The sequence below is a fragment of the Amycolatopsis vastitatis genome, assembly GCF_002234595.1.
Taxonomy (GTDB): Bacteria; Actinomycetota; Actinomycetes; order Mycobacteriales; family Pseudonocardiaceae; genus Amycolatopsis; species Amycolatopsis vastitatis.
Genome location: NZ_NMUL01000034.1, coordinates 78244 through 96979, shown reverse-complemented (window position 1 = coordinate 96979; position 18736 = coordinate 78244). Strand labels below are relative to the sequence as shown.

Here is an 18736-nt window from a genome sequence, read left to right as displayed (position 1 = left end):
AGGGTCAGGCCGGCCAGCAGCAGGCCCGTGGTGAGCAGCAGCAGCCGGGCCCGCAGGGAAAGCCGCCTTACGGCCGCGGCTCCCGCAGCACGTAGCCGACGCCGTGCACGGTGTGGATGAGCTTCGGCTCCCCGGTGTCGATCTTCCGCCGCAGGTAGGAGATGTAGGTGTCGACGATGCCGGCGTCGCCGCCGAAGTCGTCGCGCCACACCCGGTCGAGGATCTGCGCCTTCGACACCACCCGCCCGGCGTTCTCCATCAGGTAGCGCAGCAACCGGAACTCGGTGGCGGACAGGCGGACAGCCTGCCCGGCGCGCGTCACCCGGTGGCCTTCGGCGTCGAGCGCGAGCGCGCCCACCGTGAGCACGGCCGCCGGGTGGCCCGCCGTCCGGCGGAGGATCGCGCGGATCCGCGCGATCAGCTCCGCCAGGTCGAAGGGCTTCGTGACGTAGTCGTCGGCACCGAGGGAGAGGCCGGTGATCTTGTCGGACTGGCGGTCACGCGCAGTCAGGAACAGGACGGGCACCGCGCTGTGGCCGGAGCGTCGTTCGCGCAGCCGCCGGACCACCTCGAAGCCGTCCATGTCCGGCAGCATGACGTCCAGCAGCACCAGGTCGGGCGGCTCCGCGGTGGCCGCGGCGACGGCTTCCCCCGCCGTCGCCGCGGAGGTCACCCGGAAGCCGGCGAACCGCAGCGCGGCGGAGAGCAGCTCGCGGACGGTGGCCTCGTCGTCCACCACCAGCAGCCGGGAGGTCATCGCTTCCATGCCCGCGAGGATACGGAGATCCCGTCGGCGAGCAGGGAGCCCGCGAAGCCCGCCACGGCGCCGCCCGCGAGCCCGGCCACCAGTGAGAGCAGCGGGTTCGCCGTCACCTGCACGCCCAGGACGGGGAGCGACATGCCGAACGCGGAGACGCCGACGTCGAGGGAAACCCGCGACAGCAGCGTGACGACGGCGAGCGTCGCGCCTGCCACGGGACCGAGCCGTACGGCGCTCGCGACGGCCCGGCGCAGCGGGTCGCCGGGCCGGTGGCTCCGCAAGGCGATGCCGCAGGCGAGCAACAGCGCCGCCGCCACCCAGGACAACGGGCCGCCCGGCGAGAAGTCCGGCGCGCAGGAGAGCGGCCCTGCGGAGCTGATCGTCCACGGCACACCGAGCCCCGCCAGCACGGCTCCCGCCACGAGCTGGGGGAGGACGAGCAGGACGGCCCCGGCCGCCGCCGCGCCGCCTGCCGTCCACGCGGCGGCCAGGCACAGCAGGGCGATGCCGCTCGCAAGCCACCCCACCGCCCGCAGCTTCCCGGCGACGACCGGAAAACGCGTGACGAGCCGACACACCCCGACCACCACGAACGCCCAGACCACCGCGCCCGCCACCGCCGGCGCGACAGCCACGGAAAACTCGCCCGAGACGGGCAGGCGCCGCGAACCACCGTTCCGCACACAGCTGCCGGTCGTGATGCCGTCCGGCAGTGACAGCTTTCCTTGTGCCGCCAAGGCGAACGCGGCAAGCCCGGCCGCGAAGGCCGCTGCCGCGACGGCTCCGCGGACCAGGAGCCCGTCCTCGCGGCGGCGCAGCAGCACCCATCCCAGGACCGCCGCGCCCGCCAGGGAAACCCCCAGCGGCAGCAGGTGGAGGCTGCCTCGCACGGCGACCGGGAGCCCGCCCGCCGGGGCCGCGCCGATGTCCGCCGTGCCGCCCGCGGCCAGCGCGACGACCGCCGCGGTCAGCGCGCCGAACCCGCCGGCGCGGCCGGCACCGAGCAGCGCCAGTCCGGCCGCGGCGACCCCCGCCATGGCGAGCAGCGCGGCGCCGGCCGCGCCCAGGCCCCGGCCCACCTCCCGCATCACACGTCCCGCCGCCGGAAGACCACGAACGCGGCGGCCAGCACGGCGGCGACCCCGAGGCACATCCCGGCCAGGTTCAGCCACGGGTGCGGGAAGTCCGGGTCGGGCACCGTCTTGAAGACCGCGGCCGCGCCGAGCGTCGGCCAGTAGAAGAGCAGGCCGTGCAGCCACGCCGGGAAGAGGCCGGCGAAGCCGGGCACCAGGAAGACGATCCCGACCAGGGTGGCGAGCGCGCCCGCCGTCGCGCGCATGATCGTGCCCAGCCCGACCGCGAGCAGCGCGATCGCCGCGAGGTAGAGCCCGCCACCGGCCACGGCGGAGAGCACGCCGGCGTCGCCGAGCCGTGCGTGCGGCACGCCGTGGGCGGCGAGGACGGCCTGGCCGGCGAGGAAGGCGCCGAACATCAGCAGCTGCCCGGCCACCACGGCGACGGCGACGGCCACGGCAACCTTGGCCGCCAGCAGCCGGTGCCGCCGGGGCGTCGCGGTCAAGGACGTCCGGATCAGGCCGGTCGCGTGCTCGGAGGTGACGACCAGGATGCCCAGCACCCCGATGATGAGCTGCGCGACGATGTACGACGTCAGGCTGCGGCCGGTCGGATCCCAGGGGTCGTCGCCCGGGTACTGCTTCGCGGCGGCGTTCATCGCGAGGACCGTGATGCCGAGCCCGACCGCGAACAGGCACGCGAGCGTGTACCAGGTGGAGCGCAGGCTGCGGAGCTTGATCCACTCCGCGTGGACCGAGTGGGCGAAGGAGACGCTCATGCGGTGACCCCCTGGTAGTCGACGCTGTCCTTGGTCAGTTCCATGAAGGCGTCCTCCAGCGAGACGCGCTGCGGGGTCAGCTCGGCGAGGGCGACGCCGTGGTAGGCGGCGAGTTTGCCGATCTCCGCACTCGTCATGCCGGAGACGACGAGTGCGGCCTCGGCGCCGTCCCGCACGGTGGCCCCGGCGGTGGCCAGCAGGCGCGCGAAGCCGGGATCGGGCGTGCGGACGAGCACGGTGCCCTCACCGCGCACGAGCTCGCTGACGGCGGTGTCGGCGACGAGCTTTCCCCGGCCGATGACGACCAGGTGGTCGGCGGTCTGCGCCATCTCGCTCATCAGGTGGCTGGACACCAGCACCGCGCGGCCCTCGCCGGCGAGGGAGCGCATGAAGTCCCGGACCCAGCGGATCCCTTCGGGGTCGAGGCCGTTCACCGGTTCGTCGAAGATCAGCACCCGCGGGTCGCCGAGCAGGGCCGCCGCCAGGCCGAGGCGCTGCCGCATGCCGAGGGAGAACCCGCCCGCCCGCTTGCCGGCCACGCCCGCCAGCCCGGTCCGGGAGAGCACCTCGCCGACCCGGCGCCGGGGGAGGCCGTTGCTCACCGCGAGCGCCAGCAGGTGGTCGCCCGCCTTCCGGCCACTGTGGACGGCACCGGCGTCGAGCAGCGCGCCCACCTCGGTGAGCGGCACGGGCAGGTCCCGGTAGCGGCGCCCGCCGATGGTGACCGAGCCCCGGGTCGGCGCGGCCAGGCCCACGATCATCTTCATGGTGGTGGACTTGCCGGCGCCGTTGGGCCCGAGGAACCCGGTCACCTGCCCGGGTTCGACGGTGAACGACAGGTCGTCCACCACGGTGTCGGGCCCGTACCGCTTGGTCAGGCCGCGTATTTCGATCGTCATGCGGCGAGCGTGGCCTCCTCGCCTGGCCGGTTCCTGGGAGGTGGTGGGAAAACCCTGTGAGTCCTCCGGCCGGGGCGGCGCCGCCCGGGGAATTCCCAGGAAATCGCAACTCCTCACCGGTCCACCGTCTGGTGACGCGGGGGCGAGTGCGGTACAAACGGAAGCGTGGCGGAGCGCGTCCGGCGTCCTGACCCGCACGTTTCCGTGGAGCGTGACGTGCTGGTGCGGTACCTCGACGCGTGGACGGCGACCGTGCTGCGGTCGCAGCGCGGCGGTACGTACGTCGAGTGCGGCGACTTCGCGGCCGACGCCTTCCGCGTCTTCGGCGAGTTCGCCGACCGGCTGACCGGCCATCACCTGGAGGCGGTGCTCGTGGGCCGGGCCGCTCCGGCCGGGGCACCGGCCGGGCTGGCCGTCCGGACGGTCGCCGGCCTCGATGAGGTCGAGGTGCCCGGCCCGATGCTGGCCCACCTGGACGGTGCCTGGCCGCCGTCCCTGGTGCGGGGCAAGGCGCACGAGGTCCTGCTCGCGGCCGAGCCGGACCCGGACCACCGGGAACGGACGCGGGCGGCGGGGCTCGGGTGCGTGGTGGCCGTGGACCTGGTGGCCGAGGACGGCAGCGCGCGGGCGCTGGTCTTCGCGACGGGAGACGAGCGGCATCTCGCGACGTTCAAGAACGAGCTGTGGGCGGTGGACGAGTTCGCGGGCATCCGGTACCGCGACCCGCGTGACGCCGAGGGCACGCTGGTCGACATCTCACTCACCCCGCAGCTGCTGCCGTTGCGGCGGGCGCTGGCAGCGGAACTGGACCGGCGGGGCTCCGCCACCGTCGCCGAGCTGCAGCGGTTCACGCTGCTCGAGACGATCTACCGCGCCGAGGACGCCGTCGGCGCGCTGACCGCGGCGGTGGCGGCCGGTCAGCTCACGCGGGAACCGGAGAAGGGCAGGCTGAATTCCCGCACCGTGCTGTCGACCGGCCGGTGAGCCCCGCGTCGTGCGTCCGCGGTTCGTCGACAGCGGCCCGGCTCTCAAACGCCCCAATGTGGCGTTCGGTGCGTCCAACGCACCCAATGTGGCGTTCGGTGCGTTGGACGCAACCAACGCCACATTGGGGCGCATGAGAAGCCGGGCGGTCAGCGGGCCAGCAGGTCCAGCACCAGGGCCAGCGGAGGCCACGCGGCGCGGCCCCGGCGGGTGCACGCGAACGCCCGGTGCCGGATGGCCGGATCGGTCAGCGGCAGCAGGGCGACCCCCGGCGGGGTGGCGCGCCCCATCGGGAGCAGGCCGACGCCGCGGCCGGGGGCGGTGATCAGGTCCTCGACCAGGTCGAGGCTGTCCGCGCGGTGCGTGAAGCGGGGGGTGAACCCCGCCATGGACGCGAGCGTGCGGATCACGTCCTCGTCGGCGGTGTTGCGGGAATTGCCGATCCAGTCGTGGTCGCGGAAGGCGGCGAAGACGGCGAGGGTTCCTTCGCCGCGCACCCGGTGCGCGTCGGCCGCGGGGACGCCGAGGCCCCACGGCATTGTCCACAGTGGACTGGCGGCGACCGCGGGGTCCGTGGTGGCGGGCGCGAGGTCGTAGTCGTAGACGAGGGCCAGGTCGAGGTCGTCCGCGAGCAGGGCGGCCAGTGCTTCGGCGGGCTCGTACTCGTTGACGGCGACCCGCACGCGAGGGTGGTTCTCGGCGAGGCCGGCCATGGCGGGCAGCACCGAGCGCCGGACGGCCGTGGCGAACCCGCCGACGCGGACGGTCCCCGCCGGTGCGGCCTGCGGGTCGAGGTCGGCGCGGGCGGCCTCGACGGCGGCCAGGATCGTCACGGCGTGGTCGGCCAGCCGCTGCCCGGCCGGGGTCAGGCGCACGCGGCGGCCGTCGGGCTCGAGCAGCGGCGCCCCGGTCTCCCTGGCCAGTGCGGCGATCTGCTGGGAGACCGTCGACGTCGTGGTGCCGAGCACATCCGCCACCGCCCGCATCGACCCGTGCCGCGACAGTTCGACCAGATATCGCAGCCTGCGCGTGTCCACCCCGCCGATTGTTCACGATTCCTGAACGGCATGTCCACCATCGGCACGTGGACGCGAACGGTGTCCGCGGTATTTCCTGGAGCCGTGCCTCCCTCACCCCGCTCCGGCGCAGCCCTCGCGGTCGCGGCCATGCTGTGCGTCCAGCTCGGTCTCGCCGTGTCCGTCGGCCTGTTCGACCGCGTCGGCCCTCAAGGAGCCGCGTGGCTGCGGCTCGCGTGGGCCGGCGTGCTGCTCGCCGTCGTGGTGCGGTCGCGGCCGTCGTCGTTCCGGCGGAAGACCCTGGTCGCCTGCGTGGCACTGGGCGTGGTCACCGCCGGGATGACCATGCTGTTCATGCAGGCCGTGGCGCGCCTGCCCCTGGGCACGGCGAGCGCGCTGGAGTTCCTCGGGCCGCTGACCGTGGCGGTCGTCCGCGGCCGCGGGGGCCGGAAGCTGTGGCCGGTCGTCGCGGCGGCCGGCGTGGTGCTGCTGACGCAGCCGTGGCACGGCGGCGCGGACCTGCTGGGCGTCGGTTTCGCGCTCGCGGCGGCGGTGTGCTGGGCCTGCTACATCCTGCTGACGCAGTGGGTCGGTGACGAGGTTTCCGGCGTGCGCGGGCTGGCCGTGTCCATGCCGGTGGCCGGGATCGTGGCGACGCTGGTGTCCGGGCCCGCGGTGTTCGGGCACCTGACGTGGCAGCTGCTGCTCGCCGGGCTCGGGCTCGCCGTGCTGCTTCCCGTGGTGCCGTTCAGCCTGGAGATGCTCGCGTTGCGACGGCTCACCACGGCCGCGTTCGGGACGCTCATGAGCCTCGAGCCGGCGCTCGCGCTCGCGATCGGACTGGTTGTGCTGCACCAGGTTCCGGACGTGGGTGCGGTGGCCGGGGTGGCGTTCGTCGTGGTGGCGGGCGTCGGTGCCGAGCGGACCGGCGCCCGGGAGCCGTCGACGACCGGCACCGGGCCGTCCGATGTGGCAGTGTCGTGCCCGGACGACGACACCGGCCTGCGGAGAAGTTGATGGTACACAAAGGACAGAACGGCTTGTTCGACGCGCTGACGACGAAAGGGACCGCGTTCACCCGCGAGGAACGCGCCGAGCTGGGTCTGCTCGGCCTGCTGCCGTACGCGGTGAAGACCCTGGACGACCAGGTGGCGCACACCTACCAGGAGTTCTCCCGGCGCCGCGACGACCTGGACAAGCACATCTACCTGCGGGCGCTGCAGGACCGCAACGAGACGCTGTTCTACCGGCTCCTCGCCGGGCACGTCGAGGAGATGCTGCCGATCGTCTACACGCCCACGGTGGGGGAAGCGTGCGAGCGGTTCAGCGACATCTACCGGCGCCCGCGCGGCCTGTTCGTCGCCTACCCCGACCGGGGACGGCTGCGCGAGGTGCTCCGGAACCGTCCGAACCGGGATGTGGACGTCATCGTCGTGACCGACGGGCAGCGCATCCTCGGCCTGGGGGACCAGGGGATCGGCGGCATGGGCATCCCGATCGGCAAGCTGTCGCTGTACACCCTCATCGGTGGCATCGACCCGGCGCGGACGCTGCCGGTCGTCCTGGACGTCGGCACGGACAACGTCGAGCGGCTGGAGGATCCGAACTACCTCGGCTGGCGCCACCGCCGGATCGGCGACGACGAGTACTACGCCTTCGTGGACGAGTTCGTGACGGCGGTGCGCGAGGAACTGCCGGAAGTCCTTCTGCAGTGGGAAGACTTCGCGACACCGCACGCGTTGCCGATCCTCGAGCGCTACCGCGAGGAGATGCTCACGTTCAACGACGACATCCAGGGCACCGCGGCGGTCACGCTCGGCGCGTTGCAGGGCGCGGCGCGGGTCGCCGGGCGCCCGCTGGCCGAACAGCAGGTCGTCATGCTGGGTGCGGGGTCGGCCGGGATCGGCGTGCTGGAGATGATCCGCCAGGAGATGGTGGCGCAGGGCCTGTCCGACGCCGAAGCCGCGGAGCGGATCTGGGTGGTGGACATCGACGGCCTGCTCACCGACGACCGGACGGGGCTTTCGGACGGGCAGCGCCGGTTCGCGCAGCCGGCCGAGCGCGTCGAAGACTGGGACGGCACCGGGCTGGCCGACGTCGTCCACCGGGTCGAGGTCGGCGTGCTGCTCGGCCTGTCCACGGCGGCCGGCGCGTTCACCGAAGAGATCGTGCGGGAGATGGCGGGCAAGACCGACCGGCCGATCATCTTCCCGCTGTCGAACCCGACCAGCCGGGCCGAAGCACATCCGCGGGAGCTGGACGAGTGGACCGACGGGCGGGCGCTGGTCGCGACCGGCTCCCCGTTCGCGCCGGTCGAGCGCGGCGGGAAGGCGCGCCGGATCGCCCAGTGCAACAACGTCTACATCTTCCCGGCCATGGGCCTGGCGGTGACGGCCGCCCGGGCGACCCGGGTCACCGACGAGATGATGCGGGTGGCGGCCAGGACGCTGGGCGAGGCGTCGCCGGCCCTGGCCGATCCGGCCGAGCCGCTGCTGCCGGCGTGGGAAGACGTCCCGGAGATCGCGACCCGCATCGCGACGGCGGTCGCGGTCCAGGCGGTCAAGGACGGCGTCGCCCCGGAGATGAGCGAAGACGAGGTGGCGGAGGCGGTGCGGCGGACGCGCTGGACACCCGAGTACCGCTGAGTGGCGATCGCGCTGCCGAACGCCTGAATCTGGCCGAGTACTTTTGATGGCATGTACACGGTTGCGGTGCTCGCGCTCGACGATGTGATCGCCTTCGATCTGGCCACCCCGATCGAGACGCTCGGGCGGGCCCGGCTGCCGGACGGCCGCGGCGGCTACCGGATCGTCGTGGCCGGCCCGGACCCGGTGGTCGACGCCGGACCGGTCCGGCTGAACGTCGAGGCGAGGCTCGACGACGTGGAGCACGCCGACCTCGTCGTCGTCCCCGGCCGGAACGACCCACGCCGGCCGGTCCCCGGCGGCGTGGCCGAATTCCTGCGCGCGTCGGTCGCCCGCGGGTCACGGGTGGCCTCGATCTGCGTCGGCGCCTTCACCCTCGCCGAGGCCGGCCTGCTCGACGGGCAGCGGGCGACCACGCACTGGCTCGCCACCGACGAACTGGCCCGCCGGTACCCGGCCGTCCGCGTCGACCCGGACGCGCTCTACGTCGACAACGGGCAGATCCTGACGTCCGCGGGCGCGTCGGCGGGGCTGGACATGTGCCTGCACATCGTCGAGCGCGACTACGGTGTCGCGGTCGCCGCCGACGCGGCGCGGCTGGCCGTCGCGCCCCTGCAGCGCACCGGCGGGCAGGGCCGGTACATCCTCCGCAACCGCCCGACCTACCAGACCGCGACCCTGGAAAAGGCGCTCGCCTGGATCGAGGAGAACGCCCACCGCCCGTTGACGCTCGCCGACATCGCCGACGCGGCGGGCATGAGCACCCGCACGCTGACCCGGCACTTCCACGCCGAGACCGGGCAGAGCCCGATCCAGTGGCTGACCGGGGTGCGGATCCGGCACGCCCAGGAACTGCTGGAGCTGACCGACCACACGGTCGACCGCATCGCGGGCCAGGTCGGCTTCCCGTCACCCAGCAACTTCCGCGTCCAGTTCGCGCAGACCGTGAAGGTCAGCCCGAGCGAGTACCGCAAGACGTTCCGGCCGTTGCCCGCTACTGCGTGACGCCGGGGCGGCGGCGCAGGAGCGGCTGCGCGAGGTGCGGTGGTTCGTAAGCCACGTCGACCGGGCCGAGGCCGGTGCCGGGCGGGACGATCTCGTCGATCCGGTCCAGGAGATCGTCGCCGACGGCTGTACCGGCTCCGGCGAGCAGGTCCTCCAGGTGTTCCTCGGTGCGGGGGCCGATGATCGCCGAGCTGACCGCGGGGTGGGCCGTGACGAACGCCAAGGCGAGGTGCCGCAAGGGAATCCCCGCCTGGTCGGCGAGCGGGACGAGCGCTTCGACGGCGTCGAGCTTGCGTTGGTCGGTCATGTGCCGGGGTGCCCAGTGCAGGCGGCCGGCCGAGGCGGTTTCCTTGCGGTAGCGGCCGGTGAGCAGCCCCATCGACAGGGGACTCCAGACGAGCACGCCCAGATCGTGGCGCTGACAGACCGGAAGGATCTCGCGCTCCACACCGCGATCGAGGATCGAGTAGTGCAGCTGCTCGGTGCGGAACCGCGCCAGGCCACGCCGTTCCGCCACCCACTGGGCTTCGACGATTTCGGACGCGGGCAGGTTGGAGTGCCCGATGGCCCGCACCTTGCCCGAGCGCAGCAGGTCGGTCAACGCGCTCAGTGGTTCCTCGATGTCGGTGCCGGGTTCGGGGTGGTGGAGCTGGTAGAGGTCGAGGTGGTCGACGCCGAGGCGGCGCAGGGACCCTTCGACGGCGGTGATGATCCAGCGCCGCGAGTTGCCGCGCCGGTTCGGGTCCGGCCCCATCGGGCCGTTGCCTTTGGTGGCGAGGACGACGTCGTCGCGGCGGCCGCGCAGGGCCTTGCCGACGATCCGCTCGCTTTCGCCGTCACCGCCGTAGACGTCAGCGGTGTCGATGGCGGTGATGCCGTGGTCGAGGGCCCGGTGGACGATGCGGACGCACGCGTCGGGGTCGGGGTTGCCGTACGGTCCGAACATCATCGTGCCCAGGGTGAACGCGCTCACCTGGATGCCGGTCCGGCCGAGGGGACGGGTCTGCAATGAAGTCTCCGGAGGTCGTGCGCGGTGGGATGCGCCGATGGCCGTGCATCCCACCGCCGCGAAGGGATCAGCCCTGGTATTCGGCCGCGACGTCGATGATCCAGGTGACGCCGAAGCGGTCGGCCAGCATGCCGAACGCGGGCGCCCAGGGGGCCGGGCCGAACTCCTCGATGACGGTGGCGCCTTCGGCGAGGCCCTTCCACACCGGCGAGACCTCGTCGACGGTCGCGCCGCGGACGGAGAGGAAGAACGGCTCCTTCGTGATCGTGGTGCCGTTCTCGCGGCGGGTGGCGGGCGTGGCCGGGGTGGCCGGGCCGTCGGTGCCGGGGACGTCGTAGGCCATGACGCTGAAGCCGTTGTCCGCGGTGACCTGGCCGAACACCACCTTGCCCGCGTCGGGCAGCTCGGCGGGCATCCCGAAGTCGCCGTAGGTGACGATGGTGGCCTGGCCGCCGAAGACCGACTGGTAGAACTCCAGGGCCGCGCGGGCCTGGCCGGTGAAGTTCAGGTGGGCGACAGCGTTGAGCGACATGGGTTTTCGGTCCTTCTCGAGGGGGAGCGGCCGGAGGATTCCGGCGATGAGAGCCACGATGTCAGGGGTAGCGGTCAGGGAACGTCCGCTTCTCGTGGCAGCATGAAAGTCATGCCGACCGCTTCCTCGACGGTGACCTCGGGCCGCCTGCTCTCGTTGCTGTCCCTGCTGCAGGTCCGCCGGGACTGGTCGGGCTCGCTGCTGGCCGACCGGCTGGGCGTCAGTGAACGGACCGTGCGCCGCGACGTCGACCGGCTGCGCGAGCTCGGTTACCCCGTCCAGGCGGTCAAGGGGCCGGAGGGTGGCTACCGGCTCGAAGCCGGCAGTCAGATGCCGCCGTTGCTGTTCGACGAAGAGCAGGCGGTCGCGCTCGCGGTGGCGCTGCGGATCGCCGTCGGCACCGGCGCGGGCATCGAGGAAGCCGCAGCGCGGGCGCTGGCCACGGTGCGCCAGGTGATGCCGTCGCGGCTGCGGCAGCGCGTCGATCTGCTCGACATCACCGCGGCCGGGCGCGCCACCCAGGTCGACACGGACGTCCTGGTCGCGCTGAGCTCGGCGATCCGGTCCGCCGAGGAGGTCCGGTTCGACTACGCGTCGCCGTCCCGGCCTGCGGATGCTGAGCCTCGGCCGCCGCGCCGGGTGCGGCCGCACCACCTCGTCGCCCGGGGCGGACGGTGGTACCTGGTCGGCTGGGACGCCGCCCGCGAGGACTGGCGGACCTACCGCGCGGACCGGATGACGCTGCGCACGCCGAGCGGGCCGCGGTTCACCCCGCGGGAGGTTCCGGGCGGCGACGTCGGGGCGTTCCTCGCCGCGCGGTTCAAAGGCTCCACCACCGCCGACGTCTGGCCCTGCCGCGGAGAGGTGGTTCTCGACCTGCCGATCGAGGCGGTGGCGCCGTTCGCGGGCGACGGCGTCGTCGAGGAGGTCGCACCGGGGCGGACGAGGTTGCTCAGCGGATCCTGGTCGTGGGCGGCGCTCGCCGCCGGCCTGGCGCGGTTCGACGCGGAGATCGAAGTGGTCGGCCCGCCGGAGTTGCGGGCGGCCTTCGCCGCCTTGGCGGGCCGGGCGAGCCGCGCGTCCGCCGCCGGCAAACGCTGACACCGAAAGTTCCGGCGCGTCGACGATTTCGCTATTTCGAAGTCGGCCCTTCTCCTTGTCGAATGCCATTCGACAAGGGGAGAAGCCGTTGACTGTGACGGCAGAGCTGACTACATTTGCGGAAACTCCGCGTGGATCAGCCCGAATCGAAGATTCCGGAGAAATTGATGCGAATGCATTCTACGGTGAGAATGTTAGCGCTAACGCGTTCCGGTCGCCGAGGGCGCGCCCTGATCACCCTGCTCGCGACCGTCCTCGCGGCTACCGCGGCGGTCGTGCCCGGCACCGGTACGGCGTCGGCGGCGACCGTCGACACGAACGCGTCCTACGTGCTGATCAACCGCAACAGCGGCAAGGCGATGGACGTGTCCGGTGCTTCCACCGCCGACGGAGCGGTAGTCCACCAGTGGTCGCGCCACGACGGCGCCAACCAGCAGTGGCAGTTCGTCGACTCCGGCAACGGCTACTACCGGCTGAAGTCGAAGAACTCCGGCAAGGTCCTCGACATCGACGGCTGGTCGACCGCCGACGGCGGGAAAGTCCAGCAGTGGACGGACCTCAACGGAACGAACCAGCAATTCAGCCTCGCCGACTCCGACGGCGGCTACGTCAGGCTGATCAACCGCAACAGCGGCAAAGCCGTCGAGGTGACGGGCGCGTCGACCGCGGACGGCGCGGCCGTCGTCCAGTACGGCGACTGGCAGGGAGCCAACCAGCAGTGGCAGCTCGTCCGGCTGGGCGACACCACTTCGTGTTCCCTCCCGTCGATCTACCGGTGGTCCTCGACGGGCCCGCTGGCGCAGCCGCAAAACGGCTGGGGCGCGCTCAAGGACTTCACCAACGTCGTCTACAACGGCAAGCACATCGTCTACGGGTCGACGACCGACTCGTCGGGGTCGTACGGCTCGATGGCCTTCAGTCCCTTCACGAACTGGTCCGACATGGCCTCGGCGAGCCAGACCGGGATGAACATCGGCACCGTCGCGCCCACGCTGTTCTACTTCGCCCCGAAGAACATCTGGGTGCTGGCCTACCAGTGGGGTCCGACCACCTTCTCCTACCGCACCTCGAGCGACCCCACCAACGCCAACGGCTGGTCCGCGCCGCAGACGCTGTTCACGGGCACCATCCCCGGCGGCGCACCCCTGGACCAGACCCTCATCGGCGACGGCACGAACATGTACCTGTTCTTCGCCGGTGACAACGGCAAGATCTACCGCGCGAGCATGCCGATCGGGAACTTCCCGGGCAGCTTCGGCTCGAACTACACGACGATCATGAGCGACACGACGGCCAACCTCTTCGAAGCCGTCGAGGTCTACAAGGTCAAGGACCAGAACCAGTACCTCATGCTCGTCGAGGCGATGGGCGCGAACGGACGCTTCTTCCGCTCGTTCACCGCCACCGGCCTGGGCGGCACGTGGACCCCGCAGGCCGCGACCGAGAGCAATCCCTTCGCGGGCAAGGCCAACAGCGGCGCCACCTGGACCAACGACATCAGCCACGGTGACCTGGTCCGCACCAACCCCGACCAGACCAAGACCATCGACCCCTGCCACCTGCAGTTGCTCTACCAGGGAAGGAATCCCAGTTCCGATGGCACCGACTACAACCACCTGCCCTGGCGGCCGGGCGTGCTGACGCTGCAACGCTGACCACCGGCCGGCGCCCGCACCCCACGCCGGGGGAGGGCGCCGGCCCCGGCTTTCCGCGGGCTGGGGTGCGATCAGGCCATCAGGGCGATGAGGGTGGCCAGGGCGGGTGCGCCCTGGCCGATCAGGCCCTTGATCCGTGCCCGGCGCGGGTCGAAGGCGATCAGTGCCACGCTCGCGGCGAGCATGGACGCGCCGGCGGCGGCGACGAGGGCTTGGCCGGCCGCGATCGCGCCCGAGTGTGCCGCGGTCAGTCCGGCGAGCACCTGCAGGGCCAGGAGCGCGTTGTAGCAGCCCTGGTGGAACGCCCAGGGGCGGATGGTGGCGACATCCGCCGCGCGCACCTCGAACATGGCGTGGACCTCAGGGCGGCTGAAGCGGACGCTTTCCATCGTGAAGATCCACAGGTGCATCAGCGCCGCCACGAGCGCGAGTACTTGTGCGGGAACGTTCATCGGGGTCGCGCCAGCCGCAGGGGCGCGTCCGGGAGCAGTGCGCCGCTCTCGTCCAGTTCGGCGAGCAGGGCGGGCACTCCGACGGTGAGCATCTTGGTGCGGACCGCGCCGAGCAGCTTGGCCATGGCGAATCCGCCGATTCCGGTGAACCCGGTGTGGTGGTAGGTGAAGCGGGTGCCGTCGGCTGTCGGTTCGAGCCGGTATCGGACGTGGCTGGGTGTCTCACCCTCCGCGCCCACCCAGGTGTAGTGCAGCAGTTCCCGCTCACGGACCTCGAGCACCTCGCAGTCGACGATCCCCCGCCAGCCGAGCATCGGCTTGGCGACGAACTGGAACCTGTTGCCGGCCACCGGCTCGAACCCCACGGCGCGGGCGCCTTGGCCGGTCGAGGTCCAGTAGGGGATCAGTTCCGGGTCGGTCATGGCCCGCCACACCTTGACGGGCGAGTGCGGGTAGGTGCGAACGATGTGGATCTCGGACACGGCCGGCTCCTTGGCTACAGTGACTATAAAATTACTGTAGCAGAACTTTTGCGGGCCTGACGTCGGCTACGCGTGCAGCCTGGAAGATCCAAAATCTTCATGGGAGGTTGTCGATCGTGGCTGTCGTCGTTCGACGCGTGGTCGAAGGCGCCCGCGGAGGGCGGCCGCTCAGGGAACGACCACCGGCTACCGAGACTCCAAGGACCCCCCATGACTGAGCTGAACGCGGAAACCGCCCGGCGCGCGATCGTCGAACACACCCGGCGTCTGGCGGAATCGGCCGCCGCGGCCGGGCCGGACGCCGCAGTGCCGACCGCTCCGCAGTGGACCGTCGCCGACCTCGTCGCGCACGTGGGCCAGACCCAGCACTGGGTCGCGGAGATCATCGAGCGGCGCGTCACCGACCCCGCCCAGTTGCCGGCGGAGCTGGCCGTGCCCCCTGCGGATCCCCGTGAGTGGCAGGCGTGGCTGTCGGAGTCCGCGCAGCGGGTCGCGAGCGCGTGCTCCGATGACGCGCTCGACGCGCCGGTGTTCAACGCCGCGGGTGACGAGCGGTCCGGGACGCGGTTCTGGATGTCCAGCATGCTGAACGAGGCGGTCGTTCACGGCTTCGACGCGGCCAACGCCGCGGATCGGCCTGCCGATGTCGACGCCGGCATCGCAGCCGCCCTCATCACCAACCACCTCACGATGCTCGCGTCCCCCACGTGGGAAATGCAGCGGCCCGAGTCCGCCCACGCCATCCGGGGCACCGGGCAGACCCTGCAGTGGCGGGCCACCGACACCGCCGACGGCGCGGGCGCGTGGTTCGTCGAACGGCGGCCTGACGGAGCGACGTGGCAGCCCGAAACCCGGCTCGCCGACGTGACAGTGACCGGCCCGGCGCGGTCACTGCTGCTGATCTTGACCCGGCGGCTGCCCCTCACCGACCGCGAAGCCACCGGCATCAGCGTCGACGGCGACCTCGACCTCGCGCAGCACTGGCTCGACAACACCGTCCATGCCGGCAACTGACTACCCTCAGCCGGCTGCCCGGCCGTTCCGCTCGGGGCCGGGGTTGCCGTCGGGGTGCCGATTGATCCAAGCCAGGCCGCCGAGGTCGAGGCGGTTCCGGGCCCGCGTGACGGCGACGTAGGCGAGCCGGGCTTCGCTGGGCTCGATCTTGCCGGGGATCGGCTCCCCGTCGAGGTCGGTGTTCTCCGGGTCGACCGGCTCGGGGAAGTCGTCGGCGATGCGGACGGTCGGCCATTCGCGGCCTTTCGCGGCGTGGGCGGTCGAGACCACGACTTCGGCGTGGGTTTCGGCGGCCAGCCGGGAGAGGGTGTGCAGCACTACGTCCGCGCCGTGTTCGTCGATGACCTCCACAAAGGACAGCAGGTCGCGGCCGTCCGGGTCCCACTCCGCGTAGTCCTGGACTTCGCCCCACGAGGCGAACAGCAGCAGCTCGGGGTGGGTGGTCCGGCGGCCGGCCTGCAGGTCGCGCGCGGCCTCGGCCAGACTTTGGAGAACGGCGGCGCGGCCGGCGAGCGCGACCCGGCGGCCCTTGCCGAGCAGGGTGAGGATTTCGGCCATCGCGCCGCCGTTGGTGCGGCACAGGATCGCGTCCGGCTGCTCGACGGTTTCCACGCTGCTGGCCACCACGGGAGAGCCGGTGAGACGGATCGGCGCGCCGGCCCGAGGCCGGATCCGGGCATGGACCGGGCGGCGGTGGCCCGGTAGAAGCGCTCGAAGACCTTCGGCCGGTCCTGTTCGCTGATCCCCGGTCCTTCGTCGGCGACCGTCAGCTCGGCGAACCCGTCCGCCGCCGTCAGCCGCACCTGCACGGTGCCGCCGGGCGGGCTCCACTTGGCCGCGTTGTCCAGAAGGTTCAACACCACGCGGGCCAGCCCGCCCGGCTGGCCGGTCATGGCGGCGGGCACGGCCGAAACGGCGAAGACGACCCGCGGCCACCGGGCGCGGGCGCGGATGACGGCGCCGCCTACGACGTCGGCGAGGTTCAGCGGCTCGAACGGCTCCGGGTCGGTCTTCTCCGCGGCCAGCTCGACCAGCTCGGTCGTGAGGGTGGTCAGCTCCTCGGCCTGGACCCCGAGATCCCGCAGCAGCCGGGCCCGGTCGTCCGGCGAGAGCACCTTGCCCGACGCTCGCTGCTCTTCGGCGTAGGTGAGCAGCTCGACGTTGGTGCGCAGGCTCGTCAACGGGGTCCGCAGCTCGTGGCCGGCGTCCTGCACGAGCTGCTGCTGGGCGGCCCTCGACGCGGCGAGCGCGGTCAGCATGCGGTTGAACGCGGTGGCGAGCCGGGCGATCTCGTCGCGGCCGGCCACCGGGATCGAGCTGTCCAGGTCCTGGGTCCTGGCCACCTCCTCCACGGCACCGGTGAGCCGGTGGACCGGCCGCAGGCCGGCCCGCGCGACGCCCCAGCCGACCACGCCCGCGAGGACGGTGCCGGCGAGCCCGATCCAGGTGAGCAGGGTCCGGAGGTCGTCGAGGGTGCTCTCGATGCCGATGGCCCGGCTGGCGACCTGGACCGCGCCACCGGCCCGCGGAGCCGTGCTCACCCGGTAGATCGTGGCGTCCCCCGGCCCGGCGTCGGCGAGGTTCTGACCGCTCCCTCTCGTCGCTATCCGGACGGCGGGCGGGGCCGCCGGTCCGAGCCACGCCGATCCCGCGGTGCTCGACACCGCGTGCCCGGACGTGTCGAGGAACCGGACGACGACGGGTGGCGGTGGGCCCGCCATGCCGAGCAGCCGGGCGATTTCCGGCGACATGTCGTCGTCCCACCAGTTGCCCGGCAGCTCGTCGGAGGCGTGCGTGGTCCGCAGCGCCGCCTCGGGAGTGGCCGACTTCGCCGCCGTGAGGGTGTCGGCTTGCAACTGGAGATCCATGTTGGCGTACATCCGGGCGTGCATCAGCCACCAGCCCGCCAGCGACACGACGATCACCGCGAGGGCGACCCCGAACGCGGACAGCAGCCCGACCCGCGCACGCAGGCTGAGCCGCCGCCGCGCGATGACGCGCAGCCGGCCGGCCGGCGTCACAGCGGCTCCTCCCGCAGGACGTAGCCGACGCCGCGGACGGTGTGCAGGACCCGGCCGGCGCCGTCGGTTTCCAGCTTCTTGCGGAGGTAGCCGAGGTAGACGTCGAGGCTGTTGGAGCTGCTGCCGAAGTCGAAGCCCCAGACGTGTTCGAAGAGGACGGACCGGGTGAGCACCTGCCGCGGGTGGCGCAGGAACAACTCGAGGATCGCGAACTCGGTCCTGGTGAGCCGGATCTGCCTGCCCGCGCGCACCACCTCCCGGGTGGCCGGGTCCAGCGTGAGGTCGCCGAACTTCAGCTCCGCCGGTGACGCGGGCGCGACCGCCTCGTACCGCGCGCGCCGCAGCAGCGCCCGGACCCGGGCGAGCAGTTCCTGGAGGGCGAACGGCTTGGCGAGGTAGTCGTCCGCGCCGGCGTCCAGGCCCGCGACCCGCGCGGTGACGTCCTGCCGGGCGGTGAGCATCAGCACCGGCACGAGGTTCCCGTCCGCGCGCAGCCGCCGGCAGGCTTCCAGGCCGTCGAGCACCGGCATGGTGACGTCGAGGATAACGCCGTCCGGCGCGCTTTCCTTGATGACTTCGATCGCCTCCTGCCCGTCCTTCGCGATCTTCACCGCGTACCCCTCGAACCGCAGTGTCCGCGACAACGAGTCGCACACCGCGTCCTCGTCGTCCGCGATCACGATCAGCACTGCACCACCTCCGATGCCGATTGTCCGGTGAGCGCGGGGGCGCGGCCAGGCGGGCTTTTAAGAAACGGCTAAGAACGAGGTGCGTGCTGCCCGGCCCGGCGCGGCGCACCGCACCGGCAACTAAGGTGGGCAGGGAAACCCTCACCCGGTGAGCACGGGAGTGCGCATGCAAGGAATCGATCCCTCGGTACCGCCCAGCGGCACGGGCTGCGCGGACTGCGAGGCCGCGGACCCGCCGGGCTGGTGGTTCCACCTCCGGCGCTGCGCGGAATGCGGCCACATCGGGTGCTGTGACTCCTCGCCCAGCCAGCACGCCAGCGCCCACGCCACCGGGACGGGGCACCGGATGGCGCGCAGCTTCGAGCCCGGCGAAGAGTGGTTCTGGGACTACGACGAGCAGGTGCTGTACGAATCCGGTCCCGCGCTCGCCGGTCCGGAGCACCGCCCGCTCAGCCAGGCCGTGCCGGGGCCGGCCGAGCGCGTGCCCGAGGACTGGACGCAGCACCTGCACCAATAAGCCGCATCAACAAGCCGCACCAACAAGCCGTACCGACAAGCCCGGTTCTTGTCTCGTTGACAGCCTGTTCGGGCCGAGGGTTCGGTGCTATTCTGCTTGAAAC

The 18736-nt window shown here is 72.2% G+C and carries 20 protein-coding genes; 8 read left to right on the top strand and 12 right to left on the bottom strand.

What is annotated here, in order from left to right:
- Positions 1-67: 67 nt before the first annotated feature.
- From CF165_RS31085 to CF165_RS31070, 4 genes are read right to left on the bottom strand one after another with little or no spacing between them, the layout of a single operon-like run.
- Positions 68-757, bottom strand: a complete 690-nt coding sequence (locus tag CF165_RS31085; RefSeq protein ID WP_093951152.1) for a response regulator transcription factor — start codon at positions 755-757, stop codon at positions 68-70.
- Positions 754-1848 carry a streptophobe family protein gene (locus CF165_RS31080; protein WP_093951151.1) on the bottom strand — a complete coding sequence of 365 codons (1095 nt, stop codon included), beginning with the start codon at positions 1846-1848 and terminating at the stop codon, positions 754-756. The genes CF165_RS31085 and CF165_RS31080 overlap by 4 nt, the downstream gene beginning before the upstream one ends.
- Positions 1848-2612: a DUF2705 family protein gene (locus CF165_RS31075; protein WP_093951150.1), complete on the bottom strand. Its 765-nt coding sequence runs from the start codon at positions 2610-2612 to the stop codon at positions 1848-1850. The genes CF165_RS31080 and CF165_RS31075 overlap by 1 nt, the downstream gene beginning before the upstream one ends.
- Positions 2609-3511 carry an ABC transporter ATP-binding protein gene (locus tag CF165_RS31070; RefSeq protein WP_093951149.1) on the bottom strand — a complete coding sequence of 301 codons (903 nt, stop codon included), beginning with the start codon at positions 3509-3511 and terminating at the stop codon, positions 2609-2611. Before CF165_RS31070 ends, CF165_RS31075 begins: the two co-directional genes overlap by 4 nt.
- A 165-nt stretch (positions 3512-3676) precedes the next feature.
- Between CF165_RS31070 and CF165_RS31065 the strand changes: the two genes are divergently transcribed.
- On the top strand, positions 3677-4495 hold the full coding sequence (locus CF165_RS31065) for a hypothetical protein (protein WP_093951148.1): 819 nt from the start codon (positions 3677-3679) through the stop codon (positions 4493-4495).
- 149 nt (positions 4496-4644) lie between these two features.
- Here the strand turns inward: CF165_RS31065 and CF165_RS31060 are convergent, their stop codons facing one another.
- A complete protein-coding gene (locus CF165_RS31060) occupies positions 4645-5532 on the bottom strand; it encodes a LysR family transcriptional regulator (RefSeq protein WP_093951147.1) in 888 nt (295 codons plus the stop codon).
- Between the two features lie 84 nt (positions 5533-5616).
- Here CF165_RS31060 and CF165_RS31055 point away from each other — a divergent pair, with 84 nt between their 5' ends.
- From CF165_RS31055 to CF165_RS31045, 3 genes are read left to right on the top strand one after another with little or no spacing between them, the layout of a single operon-like run.
- Entirely contained in the window at positions 5617-6528 is a 912-nt protein-coding gene (locus CF165_RS31055; RefSeq protein ID WP_240521877.1) for an EamA family transporter, read from the top strand.
- On the top strand, positions 6528-8156 hold the full coding sequence (locus tag CF165_RS31050) for an NAD-dependent malic enzyme (protein ID WP_093951145.1): 1629 nt from the start codon (positions 6528-6530) through the stop codon (positions 8154-8156). Before CF165_RS31055 ends, CF165_RS31050 begins: the two co-directional genes overlap by 1 nt.
- 51 nt (positions 8157-8207) lie before the next feature.
- Positions 8208-9161, top strand: coding sequence for a GlxA family transcriptional regulator (locus CF165_RS31045; protein ID WP_093951144.1), 954 nt, complete (start codon positions 8208-8210; stop codon positions 9159-9161).
- On the opposite strand, the gene CF165_RS31040 is transcribed toward CF165_RS31045, so the two are convergent.
- Together CF165_RS31040 and CF165_RS31035 are read right to left on the bottom strand one after the other, a co-directional pair.
- Positions 9151-10170 carry an aldo/keto reductase gene (locus tag CF165_RS31040; RefSeq protein WP_093951143.1) on the bottom strand — a complete coding sequence of 340 codons (1020 nt, stop codon included), beginning with the start codon at positions 10168-10170 and terminating at the stop codon, positions 9151-9153. The genes CF165_RS31045 and CF165_RS31040 overlap by 11 nt on opposite strands.
- Positions 10171-10237: 67 nt before the next feature.
- Entirely contained in the window at positions 10238-10702 is a 465-nt protein-coding gene (locus tag CF165_RS31035; protein ID WP_093951142.1) for a VOC family protein, read from the bottom strand.
- Positions 10703-10813: 111 nt separating this feature from the next.
- On the opposite strand from CF165_RS31035, the gene CF165_RS31030 reads away from it, so the two are divergent.
- A complete protein-coding gene (locus CF165_RS31030; protein ID WP_093951141.1) occupies positions 10814-11803 on the top strand; it encodes a helix-turn-helix transcriptional regulator in 990 nt (329 codons plus the stop codon).
- 191 nt (positions 11804-11994) lie between these two features.
- Positions 11995-13458 (top strand): non-reducing end alpha-L-arabinofuranosidase family hydrolase, encoded by a 1464-nt coding sequence (locus tag CF165_RS31025; protein WP_093951140.1) that lies wholly within the window; start codon positions 11995-11997, stop codon positions 13456-13458.
- Positions 13459-13529: 71 nt separating this feature from the next.
- Here CF165_RS31025 and CF165_RS31020 read toward each other — a convergent pair whose 3' ends face one another.
- Together CF165_RS31020 and CF165_RS31015 are read right to left on the bottom strand one after the other, a co-directional pair.
- On the bottom strand, positions 13530-13910 hold the full coding sequence (locus CF165_RS31020; RefSeq protein ID WP_093951139.1) for a DUF1304 family protein: 381 nt from the start codon (positions 13908-13910) through the stop codon (positions 13530-13532).
- On the bottom strand, positions 13907-14392 hold the full coding sequence (locus CF165_RS31015) for an SRPBCC family protein (RefSeq protein WP_093951138.1): 486 nt from the start codon (positions 14390-14392) through the stop codon (positions 13907-13909). Before CF165_RS31015 ends, CF165_RS31020 begins: the two co-directional genes overlap by 4 nt.
- Positions 14393-14602: 210 nt before the next feature.
- On the opposite strand from CF165_RS31015, the gene CF165_RS31010 reads away from it, so the two are divergent.
- Positions 14603-15406, top strand: a complete 804-nt coding sequence (locus CF165_RS31010) for a maleylpyruvate isomerase family mycothiol-dependent enzyme (protein ID WP_093951137.1) — start codon at positions 14603-14605, stop codon at positions 15404-15406.
- 6 nt (positions 15407-15412) lie between these two features.
- Here CF165_RS31010 and CF165_RS51805 read toward each other — a convergent pair whose 3' ends face one another.
- The 3 genes from CF165_RS51805 to CF165_RS30995 are packed head-to-tail and all read right to left on the bottom strand — an operon-like array spanning position 15413 to position 18116.
- Entirely contained in the window at positions 15413-15757 is a 345-nt protein-coding gene (locus CF165_RS51805) for a 3'-5' exonuclease (protein ID WP_167441609.1), read from the bottom strand.
- Complete coding sequence (locus CF165_RS31000) at positions 15724-17427, bottom strand: sensor histidine kinase (RefSeq protein ID WP_093951136.1); 1704 nt, start codon at positions 17425-17427, stop codon at positions 15724-15726. Before CF165_RS31000 ends, CF165_RS51805 begins: the two co-directional genes overlap by 34 nt.
- Entirely contained in the window at positions 17424-18116 is a 693-nt protein-coding gene (locus CF165_RS30995) for a response regulator transcription factor (RefSeq protein ID WP_093951135.1), read from the bottom strand. Before CF165_RS30995 ends, CF165_RS31000 begins: the two co-directional genes overlap by 4 nt.
- Positions 18117-18282: 166 nt before the next feature.
- Here CF165_RS30995 and CF165_RS30990 point away from each other — a divergent pair, with 166 nt between their 5' ends.
- Positions 18283-18633 carry a UBP-type zinc finger domain-containing protein gene (locus CF165_RS30990; RefSeq protein WP_093951134.1) on the top strand — a complete coding sequence of 117 codons (351 nt, stop codon included), beginning with the start codon at positions 18283-18285 and terminating at the stop codon, positions 18631-18633.
- Positions 18634-18736: the final 103 nt, after the last annotated feature.

Coding starts and splice junctions, on each gene's coding strand:
- CF165_RS31085 (WP_093951152.1), bottom strand. CDS start 757: ATGACCTCCCGGCTGCTGGTGGTGGACGACGAGGCCACCGTCCGCGAG.
- CF165_RS31080 (WP_093951151.1), bottom strand. CDS start 1,848: ATGCGGGAGGTGGGCCGGGGCCTGGGCGCGGCCGGCGCCGCGCTGCTC.
- CF165_RS31075 (WP_093951150.1), bottom strand. CDS start 2,612: ATGAGCGTCTCCTTCGCCCACTCGGTCCACGCGGAGTGGATCAAGCTC.
- CF165_RS31070 (WP_093951149.1), bottom strand. CDS start 3,511: ATGACGATCGAAATACGCGGCCTGACCAAGCGGTACGGGCCCGACACC.
- CF165_RS31050 (WP_093951145.1), top strand. CDS start 6,528: ATGGTACACAAAGGACAGAACGGCTTGTTCGACGCGCTGACGACGAAA.
- CF165_RS31045 (WP_093951144.1), top strand. CDS start 8,208: ATGTACACGGTTGCGGTGCTCGCGCTCGACGATGTGATCGCCTTCGAT.
- CF165_RS31035 (WP_093951142.1), bottom strand. CDS start 10,702: ATGTCGCTCAACGCTGTCGCCCACCTGAACTTCACCGGCCAGGCCCGC.
- CF165_RS31030 (WP_093951141.1), top strand. CDS start 10,814: ATGCCGACCGCTTCCTCGACGGTGACCTCGGGCCGCCTGCTCTCGTTG.
- CF165_RS31025 (WP_093951140.1), top strand. CDS start 11,995: ATGTTAGCGCTAACGCGTTCCGGTCGCCGAGGGCGCGCCCTGATCACC.
- CF165_RS31020 (WP_093951139.1), bottom strand. CDS start 13,910: ATGAACGTTCCCGCACAAGTACTCGCGCTCGTGGCGGCGCTGATGCAC.
- CF165_RS31010 (WP_093951137.1), top strand. CDS start 14,603: ATGACTGAGCTGAACGCGGAAACCGCCCGGCGCGCGATCGTCGAACAC.
- CF165_RS30990 (WP_093951134.1), top strand. CDS start 18,283: ATGCAAGGAATCGATCCCTCGGTACCGCCCAGCGGCACGGGCTGCGCG.